Here is an 18,647-nt window from a genome sequence, read left to right as displayed (position 1 = left end):
CTCATTATTGTTTTTACTGGGGCTCACGGAGAAAGGACGGTTAAGAAATGCTCGTTAGCATTCCACCCAGCTCACAGCCAGGCCGCCTCGTGAAGTTTCTTTGTATTTGTCATGCATATCGGCGCCGGTATCGCGCATGGTGCGGATCACCCGGTCCAGGGAAATGAAGTGTTTGCCATCGCCGCGCAGGGCCATTTGCGTGGCGTTGATTGCCTTCACGGCAGCAATCGCGTTGCGCTCGATGCACGGCACTTGAACCAGCCCGCCGACCGGGTCGCAGGTCAGCCCAAGGTTGTGTTCCAGGCCAATCTCTGCGGCGTTTTCCAGTTGTTCGGGGGTGGCGCCGAGGATGTCGGCGAGCCCGGCTGCGGCCATGGCGCAGGCAGAACCGACTTCACCCTGACAACCGACTTCAGCACCGGAAATCGAGGCGTTTTTCTTGCACAGAATCCCCACCGCTGCCGCGCCGAGGAAGAACGCCACGACATCGTCATCGCAGGCTTCTGGATTGAATTTCATGTAGTAATGCAGCACTGCGGGGATGATCCCGGCAGCTCCGTTGGTAGGCGCGGTGACCATGCGCCCGCCGGCGGCGTTTTCTTCGTTCACGGCCAGGGCGAAGAGGTTGACCCACTCCATCGCCGACAACGTCGAAGTGATGACATTCGGCTTGCCGATTTCCAGGAGGCTGCGATGCAATTTCGCCGCTCGACGCGGCACATCCAGACCACCCGGCAAGATGCCTTCGTGGCGCAGGCCTTGCTCGACGCACTCGCGCATCACCGACCAGATGTGCAACAGCCCGCTGCGAATTTCAGCGTCGCTGCGCCAGGCCCGTTCGTTGGCCATCATCAGTTCGGAAACCCGCAGACCATGCTGCTTGCAGAGGGAGAGCAACTCAGCGGCGCTGGAGAAATCGTAGGGCAACTCGACATCGCTGGCAGGAGGGACGCCGGATTCAGCTTCGGTCGCTTCGACGATAAAACCGCCACCGACCGAGTAGTACGTTTGTTCCCAGAGCTCAGCGTTTTCGCCAAAAGCACTGAGGGACATGGCGTTGGGATGGTAGGGCAGGCTTTCGTCGAGCAGCAGCAGATCGCGCTGCCAGTCGAAGGCGATCGACGAACGGCCGGCCAGCAATAGCTCGCCGGACTCACGTAACTGCTGAATGCGCGGGCCGATGCTGGTCGGATCAATACTGTCTGGCCATTCGCCCATCAGCCCCATCACGCAGGCACGGTCGGTCGCATGGCCGATGCCGGTGGCGGACAACGAACCGTACAAGCGGATTTCTACCCGCCGGACGTCCTCCAGCAAGCCTTGGTCAAACAGGGATTGGGCGAAGGTCGCAGCGGCCCGCATAGGGCCGACGGTATGAGAGCTGGACGGCCCGATACCGACCTTGAATAGATCGAAAACACTGATAGCCATGCTAAACCCTTACAAGCAATGGAGTAGGAATCGCTGCCATTTTTTGTAGGACGAGCGCAATGTCGGCGATACTGCCTCCCTCGGTCAGCACTGACCAACGAAACTTCCTAAGACAGCCTTTAGCAGGACTAAACGATGAGTCGTCAACTTCATGCCCAGACCTACGTCTGGCTGCATGTGTTCTCTTGTGCCGCGCGGCACTTGTCGTTCACCCGATGCGCGGAAGAGCTGCACATCACCCCAGGGGCGGTTAGCCAACAGATTCGGCAGCTGGAGGAACGCTTGGGTTTTCGACTTTTTCATCGTCGCGCCCGAGGCGTGGAGCTAAGCGCTGAAGGTCAGCGCCTGGCCATTACCGTCAACGAGGCCTACGGCAGCATCGATGCCGAATTGCGGCGCCTGGATGCGGGGCAGATCAGCGGGACCTTGCGGCTACGTTCGATTCCGTCGTTTCTCAGTAAATGGCTGACGCCGCGCTTGCCGCGTTTGCAGCAGCGCTTCCCGGATATCCAGTTGCGGCTGGTGGCCGAGGACAGCAGCGTGGCGTTGCACGAGGGCGACTTTGATCTGGCCATCGACCTTAACGACGGCAGTTATCCCGGTTTGTTATCCACAGCCCTGCTCGATGAGCAGATTTTCCCGGTTTGCTCCCCGAACCTGTTGCGCGGCCGACCGCCCCTGCACGGGCCGGCGGACCTGGTGCATTTTCCGCTGTTGCACGACATCACCGCCTGGCGCGGCAGTTACGAATATGCGGAATGGGAGTTCTACCTGAATGCTATCGGCTTCGAAGGCGCGGATGTGCGGCGTGGACATACCTTCAATCGCAACCATCTGACGATTGAGGCGGCGATTGCCGGCATGGGCGTGGCCATTGCCCGGCGTACGCTGCTCAATGACGAACTGGAGCGCGGCACCTTGATCGTGCCATTTGGCCTTGCGGTGCCCAATCACAAGCGTTATGTGCTGCTTTATGCGCCGGGCGCGCTAAGCCATCCGGGCGTGCGGGCTGTGCATGACTGGCTGGTGGAAGAAGCGGGAATTTTTCGCAGCATGCACCCGCTGGGCGAGGGGCAATTGTAAGGATTGGAGAGGGGAGAGCGGTGCGACCTGACTCCCGACCATAACAGCGCTTTTACCGGTTGTCCGGCTTTATTTACGAATGAATATTTATCTTTGAAAAGGGCTTGAATTGTTTGTCTGGCTGCCCAACTCTGTAAGTAAGAGGTCACAGTGATTGCGCCTAAGGGCCAGCTGGGGAACCTCTCGCGAGCTAGCTGAAATAAGGGATGAACTATGCAAATCCAAGTCAATAGCGATAACCATATTCAAAGCAGCATCCGACTGGAGGAGTGGGTACGTACTACCATTGAGAGCACGCTCGAACGTTATGAAGAGGACCTGACACGGGTGGAGGTCCACCTGCGGGACGAGAACGGCGACAAGCCAGGTCCCCACGATATGCGCTGCCAACTTGAAGCGCGGCCAAAAGGCCATCAACCGATTTCGGTCACCCATAAAGCCGATACGCTGGATCAGGCGGTCGAAGGTGCAGCCACCAAGCTCGAACATGCGCTGGAACACATGTTCGGCAAACTGCGCAGCAAACGCGCCGTAGCGGCGTCAAATGAGGGCGGCGGTCAGGCAGACGCACTGCTTGAAGAAGAATTTCTCGAAAATGAACAGGCAGCGCTCAATAGCTAACGCCTGACATACTTTTACCACCCAATGAAAACGGGCCTGCAATTGCAGGCCCGTTTTGTTTTGGGCGTTCGATGACTGATCGCAAGGGACGCATTGAAGGCACTTCGGCGATACTTTTTGTATATGAGAATATTTATCATTAGCATTGATGGCTTGTTGATCCAGGTTCGGCAATAGTCCGCCGCTGGATGCCTCTCTAATTGAGTCAGCTTTTGATGATCACCAGGCCCCCTGAATCCCGGGACGCTGACAGCGCCGAAGCGTTGGGCGGTCGCGCGCATTTCCTGCAGGTGTTTTTGTCCCAGCGTTCACAGATGGAAGCGCTGGTCAGTCGCCGGGTAGGTTGCCGGGCGACGGCGGCGGATCTGGTGCAGGATTTGTTCCTGCGTTTCTGGCGCCGGCCCTTGGTGCAGGTCGAAGAGCTCAGTACCTATTTGCTGCGCTGCGCCGGCAACATCGCCATCGACCATTTACGCAGCGAAGGCGCGCGAGTGCGGGTCAACGAAGGGTGGCTGCCGGAGCAGCAGGACAATCAAGGCACCGAACCGCAAGCGGCGCTGGAAGCCGGGAATGACCTGCGCCACGTCGAAGCCGCGTTGCGCCGTTTGCCGGAGCGTACGCGGCAGATTTTTCTGCTCAACCGCATTCATGGTCGCAAGTACGCCGAGATCGCCAAGGCCATGGGGCTGTCCCAAAGCGCCGTGGAAAAAAACATGATGCGCGCCCTCGAAGCCTGCAAAGCGAGCCTGCGGGAACCGTCGACACCGCGTACGCCAGGGAAAGCACCGTGATGAACTCCTCAGCAAGCGTCACTCCGACGCCCGCCCAGGAACAGGCCGCACTGGCTTGGTTGAGTCTGTTGCATGACCAGCCGCGCAGTGGCGATCAGGCCACGTTCAGTCGCTGGTTGCAGGCCGATCCGGCTCATGTCGAAGCCTATGCCCAGGCTCGGGTGGTCTGGGAACTGAGTGAAGTGCCGGCGAGCAAGCTGGCGCAGGAAGAGGCCCTTGCCTTGCAGGGTTATCTCAACACCATGAACCGATCCCGGCGCACCACGCTTCGACGTTGGACGGGCGTGCTGACCATGGCCGCCTGTCTGCTGTTGATGATTTCGCTGGGTGCCGGTTGGCAGCCTTCGCGCTTGATTGATGATTTGGGCGCGGACTATGTTTCGGCGCCGGGTAAAGTGCGTACCGTCACCCTGGCCGATCAATCGCAAGTCACCCTGGATGCCGACAGCGCTATCGCCGTGGATTTCAGCCGGGGAGAGCGACATATCCAGCTGCGTCGCGGCGCCGGATTTTTCAGCGTGACCCATACCGGTGAGCCGTTCGTGGTTGAAGCTGACAGTGGTGAGGCGCGAGTACTCGGCACCCAGTTCGAAGTGCGACTGCAATCGGCGGGTGCGCAGGTGACAGTACTGTCCGGGCGGGTTGGGGTAACCGCGAGCAAAGACGCTGCACAACAAGTGCTCAGCGCCGGCCAGCAAGTGGTCTATGCCTCGGGCACTGCCGGCAGTTTGTATCCGGTCAACAGCGAAACGCAGTTGGCTTGGCGTCAGGGTTGGCTGAATTACTACAAGGCACCGCTGGCCGATGTGGTGAAAGACCTCGGGCGTTATTACCCGGGACGGATTGTTCTGCTCAACGACGAACTGGGCGCCCGCCGGGTCAGTGGCAGCTTCCCCAGTAAAGATCCGCAGCTGGCGCTCAATTCCCTGCAGGGGGTGTTGGGGTTTGAGCAGCATCACGTTTTGGGGCATTTGATTATTTTGCGCTAAAGCTTCTGGCCCCTTCGCGAGCAAGCCCGCTCCCACATTTGATCGCATTTCCCTGAGAGAACTCGGTCGAATGTGGGAGCGGGCTTGCTCGCGAAGGCGTCAGATCAAACACCACATCACTCCCAGCAAAAATATTTTCAACTATCCAGTGAGGTAAACCCGGCCGCCATTCGTGTAGTGCTTGAAAGTGCGATTCATTCGCATCCGCATCAGTTCTACACACAGGTCATGAGCATGAAGTCCAGGGCAAAGTCGGCGGCAAGCGGTTCGGTCAAACAGTGGTTCGGTGTTGGGGCACTGGCCATTTCGGGTTTGGCCCTGTTGCCGTTGAGTGTGGCGTTGGCCGCAGACGCAGGCAGTGCGCAACACAGTGCGCTGTTCAACTTCGCGGTGGCGGCCAAACCGCTGCCTCAGGCGTTGAGTGATTTCAGTCGGGTCACGGGCATTAGCGTGGTCTATACCGATGAAGCGCCTTACGGCATCACAGCGCCTGCGGTCAGCGGCCAGTTGAGCGCCGAGCAGGCCATGCAGCGTTTGTTGAGTAACTCCGGCTTCACTTTCCGCCGTACCGACACCCATACCCTGGCGCTCGAACCGCTGCCTGGCAAAGGCGCGTTGAATCTGGGCGCGACCACCATCACCTCGGTTGTACAGCAACCGATGAGCTATCAACCGCCGCCCACCAGTTCCGTGATGCGCTCCCAAGCGTTGCTGCAAGAAATTCCACAGACCGTCAACGTGATCCCGGCCCAGGTAATCCGCGACCAGGCGCCGCGCAATCTCGACGACGCGCTGGCCAATGTCAGCGGTATCACTCAGGGCAACACGTTGGGCAGTACTCAAGACTCGGTGATGACTCGCGGCTTCGGTGACAACCGTAACGGCTCGATCATGCGCGATGGCATGCCGGTGGTGCAGGGCCGTGGCTTGAACGCCTCGGTGGATCGCGTCGAAGTGCTCAAGGGCCCGGCTTCGCTGCTCTATGGGATTCAAGACCCGGGCGGGGTGGTGAACATGGTCAGCAAGAAGCCCGAGCTTGCACAATACAACGCGCTGACCCTGCGTGGTTCGACCTACGGTTCCGGCAAGAACGGCAGCGGTGGCAGCCTCGACAGCACCGGCGCGCTGGGAGAATCGGGGTTGGCTTACCGGATGGTTCTGGACCATGAAGACGAAGATTACTGGCGCAATTTCGGTACCCACCGCGAGACTCTGATCGCGCCGTCCCTGGCCTGGTTCGGCGAAAGCACCACGCTGCTATTCGCCTATGAACACCGCGAGTTTCTCTCGCCGTTCGACCGTGGGACCGCCATCGACCCCAACACCAATCACCCACTGGACATCCCCCGTGGCCGGCGTCTGGACGAGCCGTTCAACAACATGGAAGGGCGCTCGGACCTGTATCACTTCGAAGCCGACCACGACCTGAACGACAACTGGAAAGCCCATTTCGGCTACAGCTGGAACCGCGAAACCTACGACGCCAGCCAGGTTCGAGTGACGGCCATCGACACCCAAAAGGGCACGCTGACCCGCAGTATGGATGGCACCCAGGACGCCATCAGCACCGACCGTTTCGCCACGGCCAGTCTTGAGGGCAAGGTCGAGGTAGCAGGGATGCAACATGATTTGGTGTTTGGCCTCGATGACGAATACCGCAAGATCTACCGTGCCGACCTGATCCGCCAGAAGAGTCTGACTAACTTTAGCTACACCAACCCGGTCTACGGTCGAGAGGTTGCAGGCACCACCGTCAGCCCGGCCGACAGCGCCCAGACGGATGTGCTGCGCAGCGATTCGTTGTTCTTGCAGGACTCGATTCACCTCACCGATCAGTGGATCCTGGTGGGCGGCGCGCGCTTCCAGGAGTACGACCAGTACGCCGGCAAGGGCCGCCCGTTCAAGGCCAATACTGACAGCAACGGACAGAAATGGGTGCCGCGCGCAGGCCTGGTGTATCGCTACACCGATGAGCTGTCGTTCTACGGCAGCTATACCGAATCGTTCAAACCCAACTCGACCATCGCGCCGCTCAGCGGCAGCACCGTGGTCCTCGACGGCACCATCGCGCCGGAAGAAGCCAAGTCCTGGGAACTGGGGGCCAAGCTCGACATGCCAGGCCGTGTGACCGGTAATGTCGCGCTGTTCGACATCAAAAAGCGCAATGTACTGGTGGCCAACTCCGAAGGGCCGACGACGATTTACAGCGCCGCCGGAGAGGTGCGTTCCCGTGGTCTGGAAGTGGACCTGAGCGGTCAGCTGAGTGATCGCTGGAGCATGATCGGCAGCTACGCCTATACCGATGCTGAAGTCACCGAAGACCCGACCTACAAAGGCAAACGTCTGCAAAACGTGGCGAAGAACAGCGGCTCCCTGTCGGCGGTCTACGACTTCGGGACCATCGTCGGCGGTGACCAGCTACGGGTCGGTGCCGGAGCGCGGTATGTCGGTGAACGGGCCGGTAACGCAGTGAACGACTTCGACCTGCCGAGCTACACCGTGGCCGATGTCTTCGCCACCTACGACACCAAAGTCGAAGGGCAAAAGGTCAAGTTTCAGCTCAACGTGAAGAACCTGTTTGACCGCACTTACTACACCTCTGCGGCCAGCCGGTTCTTCGTGTCCATGGGGGATTCGCGGCAGGTGTCGGTGTCCAGCACGTTGGAGTTTTGAAGGTAGACCGCGTCATCGTTCATCGCTTGCTCCGGGCGGCGTTCCGACGATGGCGGCCTCCCAGACACCCACAACCTTGAGGGTCGCCGCACTACCGCAAAAACGCCTGCCGATATTCCCCAGGTGTTCCACCAACCGCTTGCCGGAAGCGATTGGTGAAATGGCTGGCGCTGGCAAAACCACAGGCCAGCGCAATCTCGCCCAGCGGCTGCGAAGTCGTGCGTAGCAGCTGACGCGCATGGGCGAGGCGTCGGGCCAAGACGTATTGATGAGGCGGCAAACCAAAGCTTTCACGGAACATCCGTGCGAAGTGGTATTCCGACAGCGCACACAAACCGGCCAGTTGCCCAAGGCTGATCGGCTCGGCCAACTGGCTGTCGATGTATTCCACCAGTTGCCGCCGCTGATGCCCGGCCAGGCCGCCCTTGAGGCGCAAACCCTGGCGCATACCGACCTGGCTGAGCAAGGTGTGGCTGAGCAGCTCGTGGGCCAGGCTGCTGGTCAGCAGGCGTTCGCCGGGTTCGTTCCAGTTCAGCTGGATCAACTGCCGAAACCGTCGGGCCTGCACCGGATCGTCGAGGAAGGTACTTTCCTGCAATTGCAGTTCACGAGGTTCGCGGTCCAGCAGGGTGACGCAACCCAACGCAAATTGCTCCGGGCTGAAGTACAGGTGGGCCAGGCGGATTTCGCCGTTGATCACCCAGGCTGACTGGTGTTCGGCGGGCAAGATACAGAGTTTGTCCGGGCCGCCCTTGGTGCCGGGATGTTCACGGCGAAAGGTGCCAGTGCCGCCGGCGATGTAGCAGGACAAGGTGTGATGGCTCGGCGCCTCGTAATCCTGGGCGTCGTGATGGTTGCTCCACAGGGCTGCAGCCATGCCGTCACCGAGCTCGGCGCTGTGCTCAAGACGAGCATTGGGCGAGCGGTTCAGGGCTTGAAAGACTTGCAGGTTTTCCAGTGTGGGCATTTTCGTTCTCTCCAACGCCTTGCATCCTACGCCGTAGCCTTGGCGCTGTGAGCGGGCGATCCGACAAAAGCGCAAGTTTATGCAAGCGCGTCGAGGCGTTGCGGGCTGAGACTGGTAGCCATATTCAGGAGTCCTCACCATGAACATCACGCTATACCTGCTCACCGTTCTGATCTGGGGCACCACCTGGATCGCCCTCAAGCTGCAATTGGGCGTGGTGGCGATTCCGGTGTCGATTGTCTATCGCTTCGCCCTGGCGGCGCTGGTGCTGTTCGTCCTGCTGCTGCTCAGCCGGCGTCTGCAAGTGATGAATCGTCGCGGTCACCTGATCTGCCTGGCCCAGGGCTTGTGCCTGTTCTGTGTGAACTTCATGTGCTTCCTGTACGCCAGCCAATGGATTCCCAGCGGTCTGGTTGCCGTGGTGTTTTCCACTGCGACATTGTGGAATGCCCTGAATGCCCGGGTGTTCTTCGGCCAGAAAGTTGCGCGTAATGTGTTGATGGGCGGCGCGCTGGGCCTGCTGGGTTTGGGCTGCTTGTTCTGGCCAGAACTGGTCGGCCACACGGCCAGCCCGCAAACCTTGCTCGGTCTGGGGTTGGCGCTGCTCGGGACCATGTGCTTCTCGGCCGGCAATATGCTGTCGAGCCTGCAACAAAAGGCCGGTCTCAAACCATTGACCACCAACGCCTGGGGCATGGCCTACGGGGCTGCGATGTTGTCGGTCTATTGCCTGGTCAAAGGCATTCCCTTCGACGTGGAATGGAACACGCGCTACATCGGTTCGTTGCTGTATCTGGTGATTCCAGGCTCGGTGATTGGCTTCACCGCCTACCTGACCCTGGTCGGGCGCATGGGCCCGGAGCGGGCGGCGTATTGCACGGTGTTGTTCCCGGTAGTGGCGCTGAACGTTTCGGCGTTTGCTGAGGGCTACCAGTGGACCGCGCCAGCGCTGGCCGGGTTGGTGCTGGTGATGCTCGGTAACGTACTGGTCTTTCGTAAACCCAAGCCGCTGGCGGTGACGACCCCCGGCAAACTGGCCTGACCCGTTTTTGTAGGAGCAGCCGGTCGACGCTCGATTGGTCCGGGCGGCGTTCCGACGATGCGGCCAACGCGGTTTACCTGCCGCACCGCGTCATCGTTCATCGCGAGCAAGCTTCGCTCCTACACACAGCACATTCCTGTATCTGTAGGAGCGAGCTTGCTCGCGATGGGCGCGCCGAGGTTTTGTGCCGGGCGGGATTAACCCTTCCACACCTGCGGATTGACCAGATCTTGCGGTCGCTTACCCAGCAATGCGCTGCGCAGGTTGTCCAGGGCGCGGTTCGCCATGGCTTCGCGGGTCTCAAAGGTGGCCGAGCCGATGTGTGGCAAGGTCACGGCGTTTTTCAGTTGAAACAACGGCGACTCGGCCAGCGGTTCCTTCTCGTAAACATCCAGCCCGGCACCGCGAATCCTGCCGTTTTGCAGGGCTTCGATCAGCGCCGGCTCGTCGACCACCGGTCCCCGGGAAATATTCACCAGAATCGCGCTCGGCTTCATCAGTGCCAGTTCGCGATGGCTGATCAGGTGTTTGGTTTTTTCGCTGAGGGGCACTACCAGACAGACGAAATCGGCTTCGCTCAGTAACTGATCGAGGCTGCGCAACTGTGCGCCGAGTTCTTGTTCCAGTTCGGTCTTGCGGCTATTGCCGCTGTAGATCACCGGCATGTTGAAACCTAAACGCCCACGACGGGCGATGGCTGCGCCGATATTGCCCATGCCGACGATGCCCAGGGTTTTGCCATGCACATCGCAGCCAAACAACGGCGCACCGACGGTGGCCTGCCATTGCCCGGCTTTGGTCCAGGCGTCCAGCTCAGCGACGCGCCGGGCGCTGCTCATCAACAGGGCGAAGGCCAGGTCGGCAGTGCTTTCGGTGAGCACATCCGGGGTGTTGGTCAGCATGATCCCGCGTTCGTTGAAATAGGCCAGGTCATAGTTGTCATAGCCGACCGAAACGCTGGAGACCACTTCCAGTTTTGTGGCGTTTTCGAGCTGCGCCCGACCGAGCTTGCGCCCGACGCCAATCAAACCATGGGCATCAGGCAGGGCTTCGTTGAACTGCGCATTGATGTCGCCGAGCTTGGGGTTCGGCACGATCACATTGAAGTCCAGCTGCAGGCGCTCGACCATTTCGGGCGTGACACGGCTGAAGGCAAGTACGGTCTTTTTCATCGCAGGAAGCTCATCGGGCTGAGGAGAATGCCAAGCAAGCTATCATTTTTGGCAGGGTTTGCGGCCACATAACTCTAATTCGCCAACCGCGCCCCATTCATGCTCCCGCTCAACTCATACGCCGCCAGCTCTGCCTGATGCGCCGCGAGGATTTCTGGCAGCGAACCGCGCAGGTACTCGACCCAGGTTTTGATCTTGGCATCCAGGTACTGGCGCGATGGGTAGATGGCGTACAGGTTCAATTCTTGCGAGCGGTAGTTGGGCATCACTCGCACGAGGGTGCCGTTGCGCAGACCTTCGATGGCCGCGTAGACCGGCAGCACGCCAACTCCCATGCCGCTGGTGATGGCGGTTTTCATCGCATCGGCCGAATTCACCAGAAACGGAGAACTGTTGATGGTGACCATTTCCTGACCTTCGGGGCCGTCAAACAGCCACTTCTCCAGCGGAATCACCGGGCTCACCAGGCGCAGGCAGGCGTGGTTGAGCAGATCGCTGGGTTTCTGCGCACAGCCATTGGCTTTGACGTAGGCCGGCGAGGCGCAAACGATGCTGTAGGTGATCCCGAGGCGTTGCGAGACGAATCCCGAGTCCGGCAGCTCGCTGGCAAGCACGATGGACACGTCATAACCCTCGTCCAGCAAATCCGGCACGCGGTTGGCCATGGTCAGGTCGAAGGTCACGTCCGGGTGGGTTTTGCGATAACGCGCAATGGCGTCGATCACAAAGTGCTGACCGATCCCGGTCATGGTGTGCACTTTCAACTGCCCGGCCGGGCGCGCGTGGGCGTCGCTGGCCTCGGCTTCGGCTTCCTCGACATAGGCGAGAATCTGCTCGCAGCGCAGCAAATAGCGTTTGCCAGCCTCGGTCAAGGCGATGCGCCGGGTGGTGCGGTTGAGCAAACGGGTTTGCAGATGGGCCTCAAGGGTGGAGACCGCGCGCGAGATATTGGCAGTCGTTGTATCAAGCTGCACGGCGGCGGCGGTGAAGCTACCGGCCTCGGCGACACAACTGAAGGCGCGCATATTTTGCAAAGTGTCCATGGGGTGCTCTCAAGGGAGATAGCAAATTGTGACACGAAGTAACGGGTTCTTGTGACCCGACCAAGGGATTATCGCGTTAACGGTAACAAAGATTCACAGGAATGCCGGCTTATCGGCATCCCGGCCGGCCCCTAGAATTGCGCCATTGTGGGAGCGGGCTTGCTCGCGATGGCATCACCGCGGTCATTCAGGCACACCGCGGTGGCCGCATCGCGAGCAAGCCCGCTCCCACAGGATCTCGTACCTCCCCCTATATCAGGAAATTGCAGCAGTGCCGCGTCGCATCAGCAGAGAGCTGAAGACTCTCAGTGTTTGGGCCTTATCGTTAGCAATCAGCGGCTGCATCGGAACCGGAGGTATTGCCCCTCAGGGCAAGACACTCGCCGCCAACGCATTGGCCACCGACGAGGCGATTCAGAGCGCCGCGCAGGACGCTCACTGGCCGACCGCCCAGTGGTGGCTGGCCTATGGCGACCCGCAACTGAATCGTTGGGTCGACCTCGCCGTGCAGGGCAGCCCGAGCATGGCCATGGCCGCCGCGCGAGTGCGCCAGGCCCGGGCGATGGCCGGGATTGCCGAGTCTGCCGAGTCGTTGCAGATCAATGGCAACTCCACACTTAAACGCCACAATTGGCCCACCGACCAGTTCTATGGTCCCGGTGAGCTGGCCAATACCACCACCTGGGACAACAATGCCGCGCTGGGTTTCAGCTATGCCCTCGACCTCTGGGGCCGCGAAAGCAATGCCACCGAGCGCGCCGTGGACATAGCCCACATGAGCGCCGCCGAAGCGCGCATGGCCCAGCTCGAACTGCAAAACAACGTTGTTCGCGCCTATATCCAGCTGTCCCTGCATTACGCTCAGCGGGATATCGTCGACGCGACCCTGAAGCAGCAACAGCAGATCCTCGACCTGGCGCAGAAGCGTCTGGACGGCGGCATTGGCACGCACTTCGAAGTCAGCCAGGCCCAGACCCCGTTGCCGGAAACCCATCGGCAACTGGATGCGCTGGACGAAGAAATCGCCCTGAGTCGCAACCAGCTTTCCGCCCTCGCAGGCAAAGGCCCGGGGGAGGGTGCGCAGTTGCAACGACCGACTCTGTCGCTGGGCGCTGCATTGAAGTTGCCGTCAGCGTTGCCCGCCGAACTGCTCGGTCAGCGTCCAGACGTAGTGGCCAGTCGCTGGCAAGTGGCGGCTCAGGCGCGGGGTATCGATGTCGCTCACGCCGGTTTCTATCCCAACGTCGATCTGGTCGGCAGCCTTGGTTATATGGCTACCGGCGGTGGCGCGCTGGAGTTCCTGACGGGCAAGAAGCTTAACTACAGCGTCGGCCCGGCGATCTCTCTGCCGATCTTCGACGGCGGCCGTTTGCGCTCGGAGCTGGGTGAAGCCTCGGCCGGTTATGACATCGCGGTGGCCAAGTACAACCAAACCCTGGTCAACGCGCTGAAAAGTATCTCCGACCAGTTGATTCGCCGCGAGTCGATGGACAAGCAACAAGGCTTCGCCGCCGAGTCGGTGGCTTCGGCGCAGAAGACCTACGACATCGCGATGATCGCCTTCCAGCGCGGGCTCACCGACTACCTCAACGTGCTCAATGCCCAGAGCCTGTTGTTCCATCAGCAGCAGATCCAGCAGCAGGTTCAGGCCGCACGCTTGAGCGCCCACGCTGAATTGGTTACCGCGTTGGGCGGTGGACTTGGCGCAGGCAAAGACGCACCTGATGACAGCAAAACCGTGCCAAGCAGGACCCCGGCAGTCCTCGCCGTCTTTGATCACTGACGCGCGACTATAGAGAACGACGCAATGACTCCCTTGCCCGCACCGCTGCGCTGGCTGTATTCCCTTGAATGGCGCCGTGGTTTTTTTGACTGGGCACGCAGCGATGGCGTGACCTGGGTCTACATCTTCAAGGTGTTGATCGCGGCGTTTCTGACCTTGTGGCTGGCCATGCGCCTGGAATTGCCGCAACCGCGTACGGCGATGATCACGGTATTTATCGTGATGCAACCACAGAGCGGCCAGGTATTCGCCAAAAGCTTCTATCGCTTCCTCGGTACCCTGACCGGGTCGGCGGTGATGGTCGCGCTGATCGCCCTGTTTGCACAGAACACTGAGTTGTTCCTTGGCTCGCTGGCGATCTGGGTCGGCATCTGCTCGGCGGGCGCGGCGCGCTATCGCAACTTTCGCGCCTATGGTTTTGTGCTGGCCGGCTACACCGCAGCGATGGTCGGTTTGCCCGCGTTGGCTCATCCCGACGGTGCCTTTATGGCCGCCGTGTGGCGGGTGCTGGAAATCTCCTTGGGGATTCTCTGCTCCACACTGGTCAGCGCCGCGATCCTTCCGCAAACCGCCAGCGCCGCCATGCGCAACGCTTTGTACCAGCGCTTTGGAGTGTTTGCGCTGTTCGTCACCGATGGCCTGCGCGGCCGCAGCCAGCGCGATGCGTTCGAAAGCAGCAACGTACGCTTTATCGCTGAAGCGGTTGGCCTTGAAGGGCTGCGCAGCGTCACCGTGTTCGAAGACCCGCACATGCGTCGGCGCAACGGTCGGCTCAGTCGGCTGAACAGCGAATTCATGGGCATCACCACGCGCTTCAACGCCTTGCACCAATTGCTCGAACGTTTGCGCAGCAGCGGCACTGAGCATGTGGTGGCGGCGATCAAACCCGGTTTGCAGGACCTCGCCGAATTGCTCGACGGCTTTTCCGGTCGGGCGCTGACCAGCGCCGATGCGGCACGCCTGGCAGAGCAACTGGCGAGCTATAAAGAAGGTTTGCCGGCGCGAGTGCGCAGCCTGCGGGCGACCTTTCAGGAGAGCACCCCGAGCGACGCCGAGCAGCTGGATTTCCACACCGCGTATGAGTTGCTCTATCGCTTCGTCGACGATCTGCACAGTTATGCACAGACCCACGCCTCGCTGGCCGAACACAGTCACCAGCGCGAGCAATGGGACGAACCCTACACACCGCAAACCAACTGGCTGGCCTCGGCGGCCTCGGGGATTCGTGCAGCGTTCATTCTGGTAGTGCTCGGCAGTTATTGGGTGGCCACTGCCTGGCCCAGCGGCGCCACCATGACGTTGATCGCCGCCGCCACCGTCGGCCTGTCAGCCGCCACACCTAACCCCAAACGCATGGCGTTTCAGATGGCCTGCGGCACGATGATCGGTGCGCTGGTGGGCTTCGTCGAAATGTTTTTTGTGTTTCCCTGGATCGACGGTTTCCCGTTGCTCTGCATGATGCTCGCGCCGGTGATTGTGTTTGGATCGTTCCTGTCTTCACGGCCTCAATACGCCGGGGTCGGCCTGGGCTTGCTGATCTTTTTCAGCACTGGTTCCGTGCCCGACAACCTGACCGTCTACAACCCCTACGCGTTCATCAACGACTACATCGCCATGGTCATCGGCATGCTGGTGTGCGCCGCCGCCGGGGCAATCATTCTGCCGCCCAACAGCCGCTGGTTGTGGCGTCGACTGGAACAGGATTTGCGCGGGCAAGTGGTGTACGCCATCAGCGGAAAACTAAAGGGGCTCGGTTCGAGCTTCGAAAGCCGCACCCGTGATTTGCTGCATCAAGCCTATGGCTTGGCGGCGGGGCAACCGCAGGTGCAGCGTGATCTGTTGCGCTGGATGTTCGTGGTGCTGGAAGTCGGCCACGCGATCATCGAGTTGCGCAAGGAGCAGGCGATTCTCCCGGTGCATCCGGCCTACGCCGAATCCCAGCCGTGGCGTCAGGCGATTCGGGTCATGGGCCGCTCGTTGGTACGGCTGTTTATTCAGCCGAGCCAAAGCAACATCGAGCGCGCCTTGATCGCGGTCGACCACGCCATTAGCCGGGTGCAGGCCACCGACGAACCCTTTGCACCGCACTTCGATACCTCGGCTCTGCGTCGAGTGAAGAGCTACCTGCATTTTATCCGCACCTCATTGCTCGATCCGCAATCACCGCTGGCGGCATTCGCTGCTCCCGCCGAGCCGCAAGGACTAAAACATGCCTCGTGAAATCGCCTTCCACGGCGTGTACATGCCGACCATGACCCTGATGTTTTTTATCGCCGCTCTGCTTGCCTGGGCTCTGGATCGGTTTTTGGCAGGCTTGGATTTGTACCGTTTTTTCTGGCACCCGGCGCTGCTGCGTCTGAGCCTGTTCACCTGTATTTTCGGCGCCTTGGCGCTCACTGTTTACCGTTGAGAACGACCTGATGAAAAAGCTCTTCAGCCTGCTCGCCACCTTGCTCGTGCTGGCCCTCGCCCTGTGGATCGGCCGGACCCTTTGGGTGCATTACATGAACACGCCCTGGACCCGTGATGGCCGTGTGCGCGCCGACGTCATCAACGTCGCGGCCGACGTCACCGGCGAGGTGGTCGACGTCCCGGTGCGCGATAACCAACTGGTGAAAAAGGGTGATCTGCTGATGCAGATCGACCCTGAGCACTACCAGATCGCGGTGAAACAGGCGCAGTCGCTGGTGGCCTCACGCAAAGCCACTTGGGAGATGCGCAAGGTCAACGCCCATCGGCGCGCCGACATGGACAGCCTGGTCATCTCCAAAGAAAACCGCGATGACGCCAGCAACATCGCAGACTCCGCCCTGGCCGATTACCAACACGCCCAAGCGCAGCTGGAAGCGGCGCAGCTGAACCTTAAACGTACGCAGGTGTTGGCGGCGGTGGACGGTTATGTCACCAACCTCAACGTCCATCGCGGCGACTACGCGCGCATCGGTGAGGCGAAAATGGCCGTGGTCGACATGAACTCGTTCTGGGTTTATGGCTTCTTCGAAGAAACCAAACTGCCCCATGTGCGGGTCGGTGATAAAGCCGATATGCAGTTGATGAGCGGCGAAGTGCTCAAGGGCCACGTCGAAAGCATTTCTCGCGGCATCTACGACCGCGACAACCCCGAAAGCCGCGAACTGATCGCCGACGTCAACCCGACCTTCAACTGGGTGCGCCTGGCGCAACGGGTGCCGGTGCGCATTCATATCGATGAAGTGCCCGACGGCGTGCTGCTGGCGGCGGGGATTACCTGCACGGTGGTGGTGAAGCAGGAGGCTGAAAAATGATCGAAATGCGTTGACGGTACTGACGCCTAGTCCTTGCCCGCGAAGAATACAACCCGGGTTTCCAGGCAGACCTCGATCTGCTTCAGTCCTCGCAAAACGTCTCCTGCAAATGCCGCCACAGCAGCGCGCCGGACGCCAATTTCTCAAAGACCACCGTAGACAACCGCTCGGTTCGCACACCCGTCCCGTCGATCTGCTGTTCGCGATAGCTGACGGTTGCCCCCCGAGCGTGTCGGTCGATCCCACGCAATTCACTCAGGCTGATCTTGAAGCCCGGGCGCCGTCCGCCAGCTTGTCGAAACAACGCACTCAATGCATCGAAATTCAGCTGTTTGCCGCTCGGTGTCACCATCGAAAACTGCGGTGAGAAGCGCTCCAGTAACAATTCCAGCGCGCCTTCAGTTGCCGTGCCGGCAAACCACTGTTCAATGGCGACATGCGCCTGGATCACTTCTTCAAAATAGTCGCTGTAGTCAGTCATGCGGTTTCCTTTAGTGGTGAGGGCGAGGTAACAAGTGCCAATACCTTGCGTGCATCGAAACGCAGCACGACCAGGATCGGTAGCAGTGTCAGGAGTGCGGCGACCATAAAGCAGAGTTCGAAGGCCAGTGGCGATTGCGTGCCCAGTGCCGCCAGCAGCGCACTTAAAAACGCCGCGCCGAGGCAAAAACTCAGTTGCCGATTGATGTTCCACAGGGCGCTGGCGTGGCTCATGCGATCAGCGTGTACGTCGACGAATGCCAGGGTTTGCGCGCAGCTGCTGCACAGGCTGCCACCCAGCCCCATCAAAATGTAAGCGGTCATCGGCAGCAGCCCTTGCGGCTTATCGATGAACATCAGCAATACCAGACCAAGGCTTTGCAATAGCATACCGATGATCAGCAATGGTTTAGGCCCGAACCGGTTGAAACCGCGTTTGCCGATGGCAATGGCGATGCCCGAACCCACCGCCCAGGGCAACATCAATGCGCCGGTTTGTGCGGCACTGAAGCCCAGTTGATGCAGGAACAACACCGCGATCAGGCTGGTGCCGATGAACACGCCGGGAACCAGCAGATACACCAGCATTGCCAATCGCAGCGAGGGGCTTTTCAGCAGTTGCAGGTCGAGTAGCTTTGCGCGGCCTTCACCTGTCGGACGACCCTGCGCTGCTGCCTCGGTTTTCAGCCACAGTACCGCGAGCAATAGCGCCAGCAATATCAGCGGCAGGTTGGCGTAAAACACCCAGCGCCAGGACAAAGCCTGCACGATCAGGCCACCCGCCGCGGGCGCCAATGCCGGCACTAGCAACGCCACCAGCATTACCCACGTGGTCAAGCGACTACGCTCCGCCGGCGGGCAATGACGATAGGCCAACGCCTGACCAATCGGGATCAACAATCCACCACTGAGTCCTTGCAGCAAGCGCCAGCCGATCAATGTATCGATAGAGCCCGCCTGCGCGACCAGCAAGGAGAAGACGGCGAACAGCCCGAGCGAGCCGATGATCAAACGCCGCTCACCCAGACGCTCGGCCAGCCATACACTCAATGGAATGATCAGCGTCAGCCCGAGCATGTAGGCATTGCTGATCCACGCCAACTGAGTGACCGAGGCCTGCAGTTCCAGCGCAATCTGCGGGTAGGCGATGTTCGCGACAAACATGTTCAACAGGTCGAGGGCAAATCCCAGCAGGTACACAAAGGTGACTTTTGAGCGATAGGCCATGGCAGCCTCCGGATAGACAGAGGCGCAGGGTAGGGCGTTTTGAGTGCTGGAGAAACGCTGG

16 protein-coding genes are annotated in these 18,647 nt (G+C 60.2%); 10 read left to right on the top strand and 6 right to left on the bottom strand.

What is annotated here, in order from left to right:
* Positions 1-54 precede the first annotated feature (54 nt).
* Entirely contained in the window at positions 55-1,431 is a 1,377-nt protein-coding gene (locus tag ACZYSM_RS02280; protein WP_489068473.1) for an L-serine ammonia-lyase, read from the bottom strand.
* A 135-nt stretch (positions 1,432-1,566) separates the two neighbouring features.
* On the opposite strand from ACZYSM_RS02280, the gene ACZYSM_RS02275 reads away from it, so the two are divergent.
* The 5 genes from ACZYSM_RS02275 (at position 1,567) to ACZYSM_RS02255 (ending at position 7,588) form a co-directional block, all read left to right on the top strand.
* The gene (locus tag ACZYSM_RS02275) at positions 1,567-2,514 is read left to right on the top strand and encodes a LysR substrate-binding domain-containing protein (protein ID WP_489068471.1); all 948 of its coding nucleotides are present in this window, start codon (positions 1,567-1,569) and stop codon (positions 2,512-2,514) included.
* Between the two features lie 213 nt (positions 2,515-2,727).
* Positions 2,728-3,135: an HPF/RaiA family ribosome-associated protein gene (locus ACZYSM_RS02270; protein WP_489068469.1), complete on the top strand. Its 408-nt coding sequence runs from the start codon at positions 2,728-2,730 to the stop codon at positions 3,133-3,135.
* 215 nt (positions 3,136-3,350) lie between these two features.
* The gene (locus ACZYSM_RS02265; RefSeq protein WP_489068467.1) at positions 3,351-3,926 is read left to right on the top strand and encodes an RNA polymerase sigma factor; all 576 of its coding nucleotides are present in this window, start codon (positions 3,351-3,353) and stop codon (positions 3,924-3,926) included.
* Positions 3,926-4,915, top strand: coding sequence for a FecR family protein (locus tag ACZYSM_RS02260; protein WP_489068465.1), 990 nt, complete (start codon positions 3,926-3,928; stop codon positions 4,913-4,915). The genes ACZYSM_RS02265 and ACZYSM_RS02260 overlap by 1 nt, the downstream gene beginning before the upstream one ends.
* A 234-nt stretch (positions 4,916-5,149) precedes the next feature.
* The gene (locus tag ACZYSM_RS02255) at positions 5,150-7,588 is read left to right on the top strand and encodes a TonB-dependent siderophore receptor (protein WP_489068463.1); all 2,439 of its coding nucleotides are present in this window, start codon (positions 5,150-5,152) and stop codon (positions 7,586-7,588) included.
* 91 nt (positions 7,589-7,679) lie between these two features.
* On the opposite strand, the gene ACZYSM_RS02250 is transcribed toward ACZYSM_RS02255, so the two are convergent.
* Positions 7,680-8,555, bottom strand: a complete 876-nt coding sequence (locus ACZYSM_RS02250) for a helix-turn-helix domain-containing protein (RefSeq protein WP_489068461.1) — start codon at positions 8,553-8,555, stop codon at positions 7,680-7,682.
* 139 nt (positions 8,556-8,694) lie between these two features.
* On the opposite strand from ACZYSM_RS02250, the gene ACZYSM_RS02245 reads away from it, so the two are divergent.
* The gene (locus tag ACZYSM_RS02245) at positions 8,695-9,597 is read left to right on the top strand and encodes a DMT family transporter (RefSeq protein WP_489068459.1); all 903 of its coding nucleotides are present in this window, start codon (positions 8,695-8,697) and stop codon (positions 9,595-9,597) included.
* 197 nt (positions 9,598-9,794) lie between these two features.
* Here the strand turns inward: ACZYSM_RS02245 and ACZYSM_RS02240 are convergent, their stop codons facing one another.
* Together ACZYSM_RS02240 and ACZYSM_RS02235 are read right to left on the bottom strand one after the other, a co-directional pair.
* Positions 9,795-10,769, bottom strand: a complete 975-nt coding sequence (locus ACZYSM_RS02240; protein ID WP_489068457.1) for a 2-hydroxyacid dehydrogenase — start codon at positions 10,767-10,769, stop codon at positions 9,795-9,797.
* Positions 10,770-10,843: 74 nt separating this feature from the next.
* Positions 10,844-11,812 carry a LysR family transcriptional regulator gene (locus ACZYSM_RS02235; protein ID WP_489068455.1) on the bottom strand — a complete coding sequence of 323 codons (969 nt, stop codon included), beginning with the start codon at positions 11,810-11,812 and terminating at the stop codon, positions 10,844-10,846.
* A gap of 271 nt (positions 11,813-12,083) precedes the next feature.
* On the opposite strand from ACZYSM_RS02235, the gene ACZYSM_RS02230 reads away from it, so the two are divergent.
* From ACZYSM_RS02230 to ACZYSM_RS02215, 4 genes are read left to right on the top strand one after another with little or no spacing between them, the layout of a single operon-like run.
* On the top strand, positions 12,084-13,595 hold the full coding sequence (locus ACZYSM_RS02230) for an efflux transporter outer membrane subunit (RefSeq protein ID WP_489068453.1): 1,512 nt from the start codon (positions 12,084-12,086) through the stop codon (positions 13,593-13,595).
* A 24-nt stretch (positions 13,596-13,619) separates the two neighbouring features.
* Positions 13,620-15,815: an FUSC family protein gene (locus tag ACZYSM_RS02225; protein WP_489068451.1), complete on the top strand. Its 2,196-nt coding sequence runs from the start codon at positions 13,620-13,622 to the stop codon at positions 15,813-15,815.
* Positions 15,805-16,005, top strand: coding sequence for a DUF1656 domain-containing protein (locus ACZYSM_RS02220; protein WP_489068449.1), 201 nt, complete (start codon positions 15,805-15,807; stop codon positions 16,003-16,005). Before ACZYSM_RS02225 ends, ACZYSM_RS02220 begins: the two co-directional genes overlap by 11 nt.
* 10 nt (positions 16,006-16,015) lie before the next feature.
* Positions 16,016-16,879, top strand: a complete 864-nt coding sequence (locus ACZYSM_RS02215) for an efflux RND transporter periplasmic adaptor subunit (protein ID WP_489068447.1) — start codon at positions 16,016-16,018, stop codon at positions 16,877-16,879.
* Positions 16,880-16,961: 82 nt separating this feature from the next.
* On the opposite strand, the gene ACZYSM_RS02210 is transcribed toward ACZYSM_RS02215, so the two are convergent.
* Both ACZYSM_RS02210 and ACZYSM_RS02205 read right to left on the bottom strand, forming a co-directional pair.
* Positions 16,962-17,360 (bottom strand): DUF4440 domain-containing protein, encoded by a 399-nt coding sequence (locus ACZYSM_RS02210; RefSeq protein ID WP_489068445.1) that lies wholly within the window; start codon positions 17,358-17,360, stop codon positions 16,962-16,964.
* Entirely contained in the window at positions 17,357-18,586 is a 1,230-nt protein-coding gene (locus ACZYSM_RS02205; RefSeq protein ID WP_489068443.1) for an MFS transporter, read from the bottom strand. Before ACZYSM_RS02205 ends, ACZYSM_RS02210 begins: the two co-directional genes overlap by 4 nt.
* Positions 18,587-18,647: the final 61 nt, after the last annotated feature.

It is taken from the genome of Pseudomonas sp. F220, from assembly GCF_057813935.1.
This window is presented reverse-complemented; position numbering and strand designations above follow the sequence as displayed.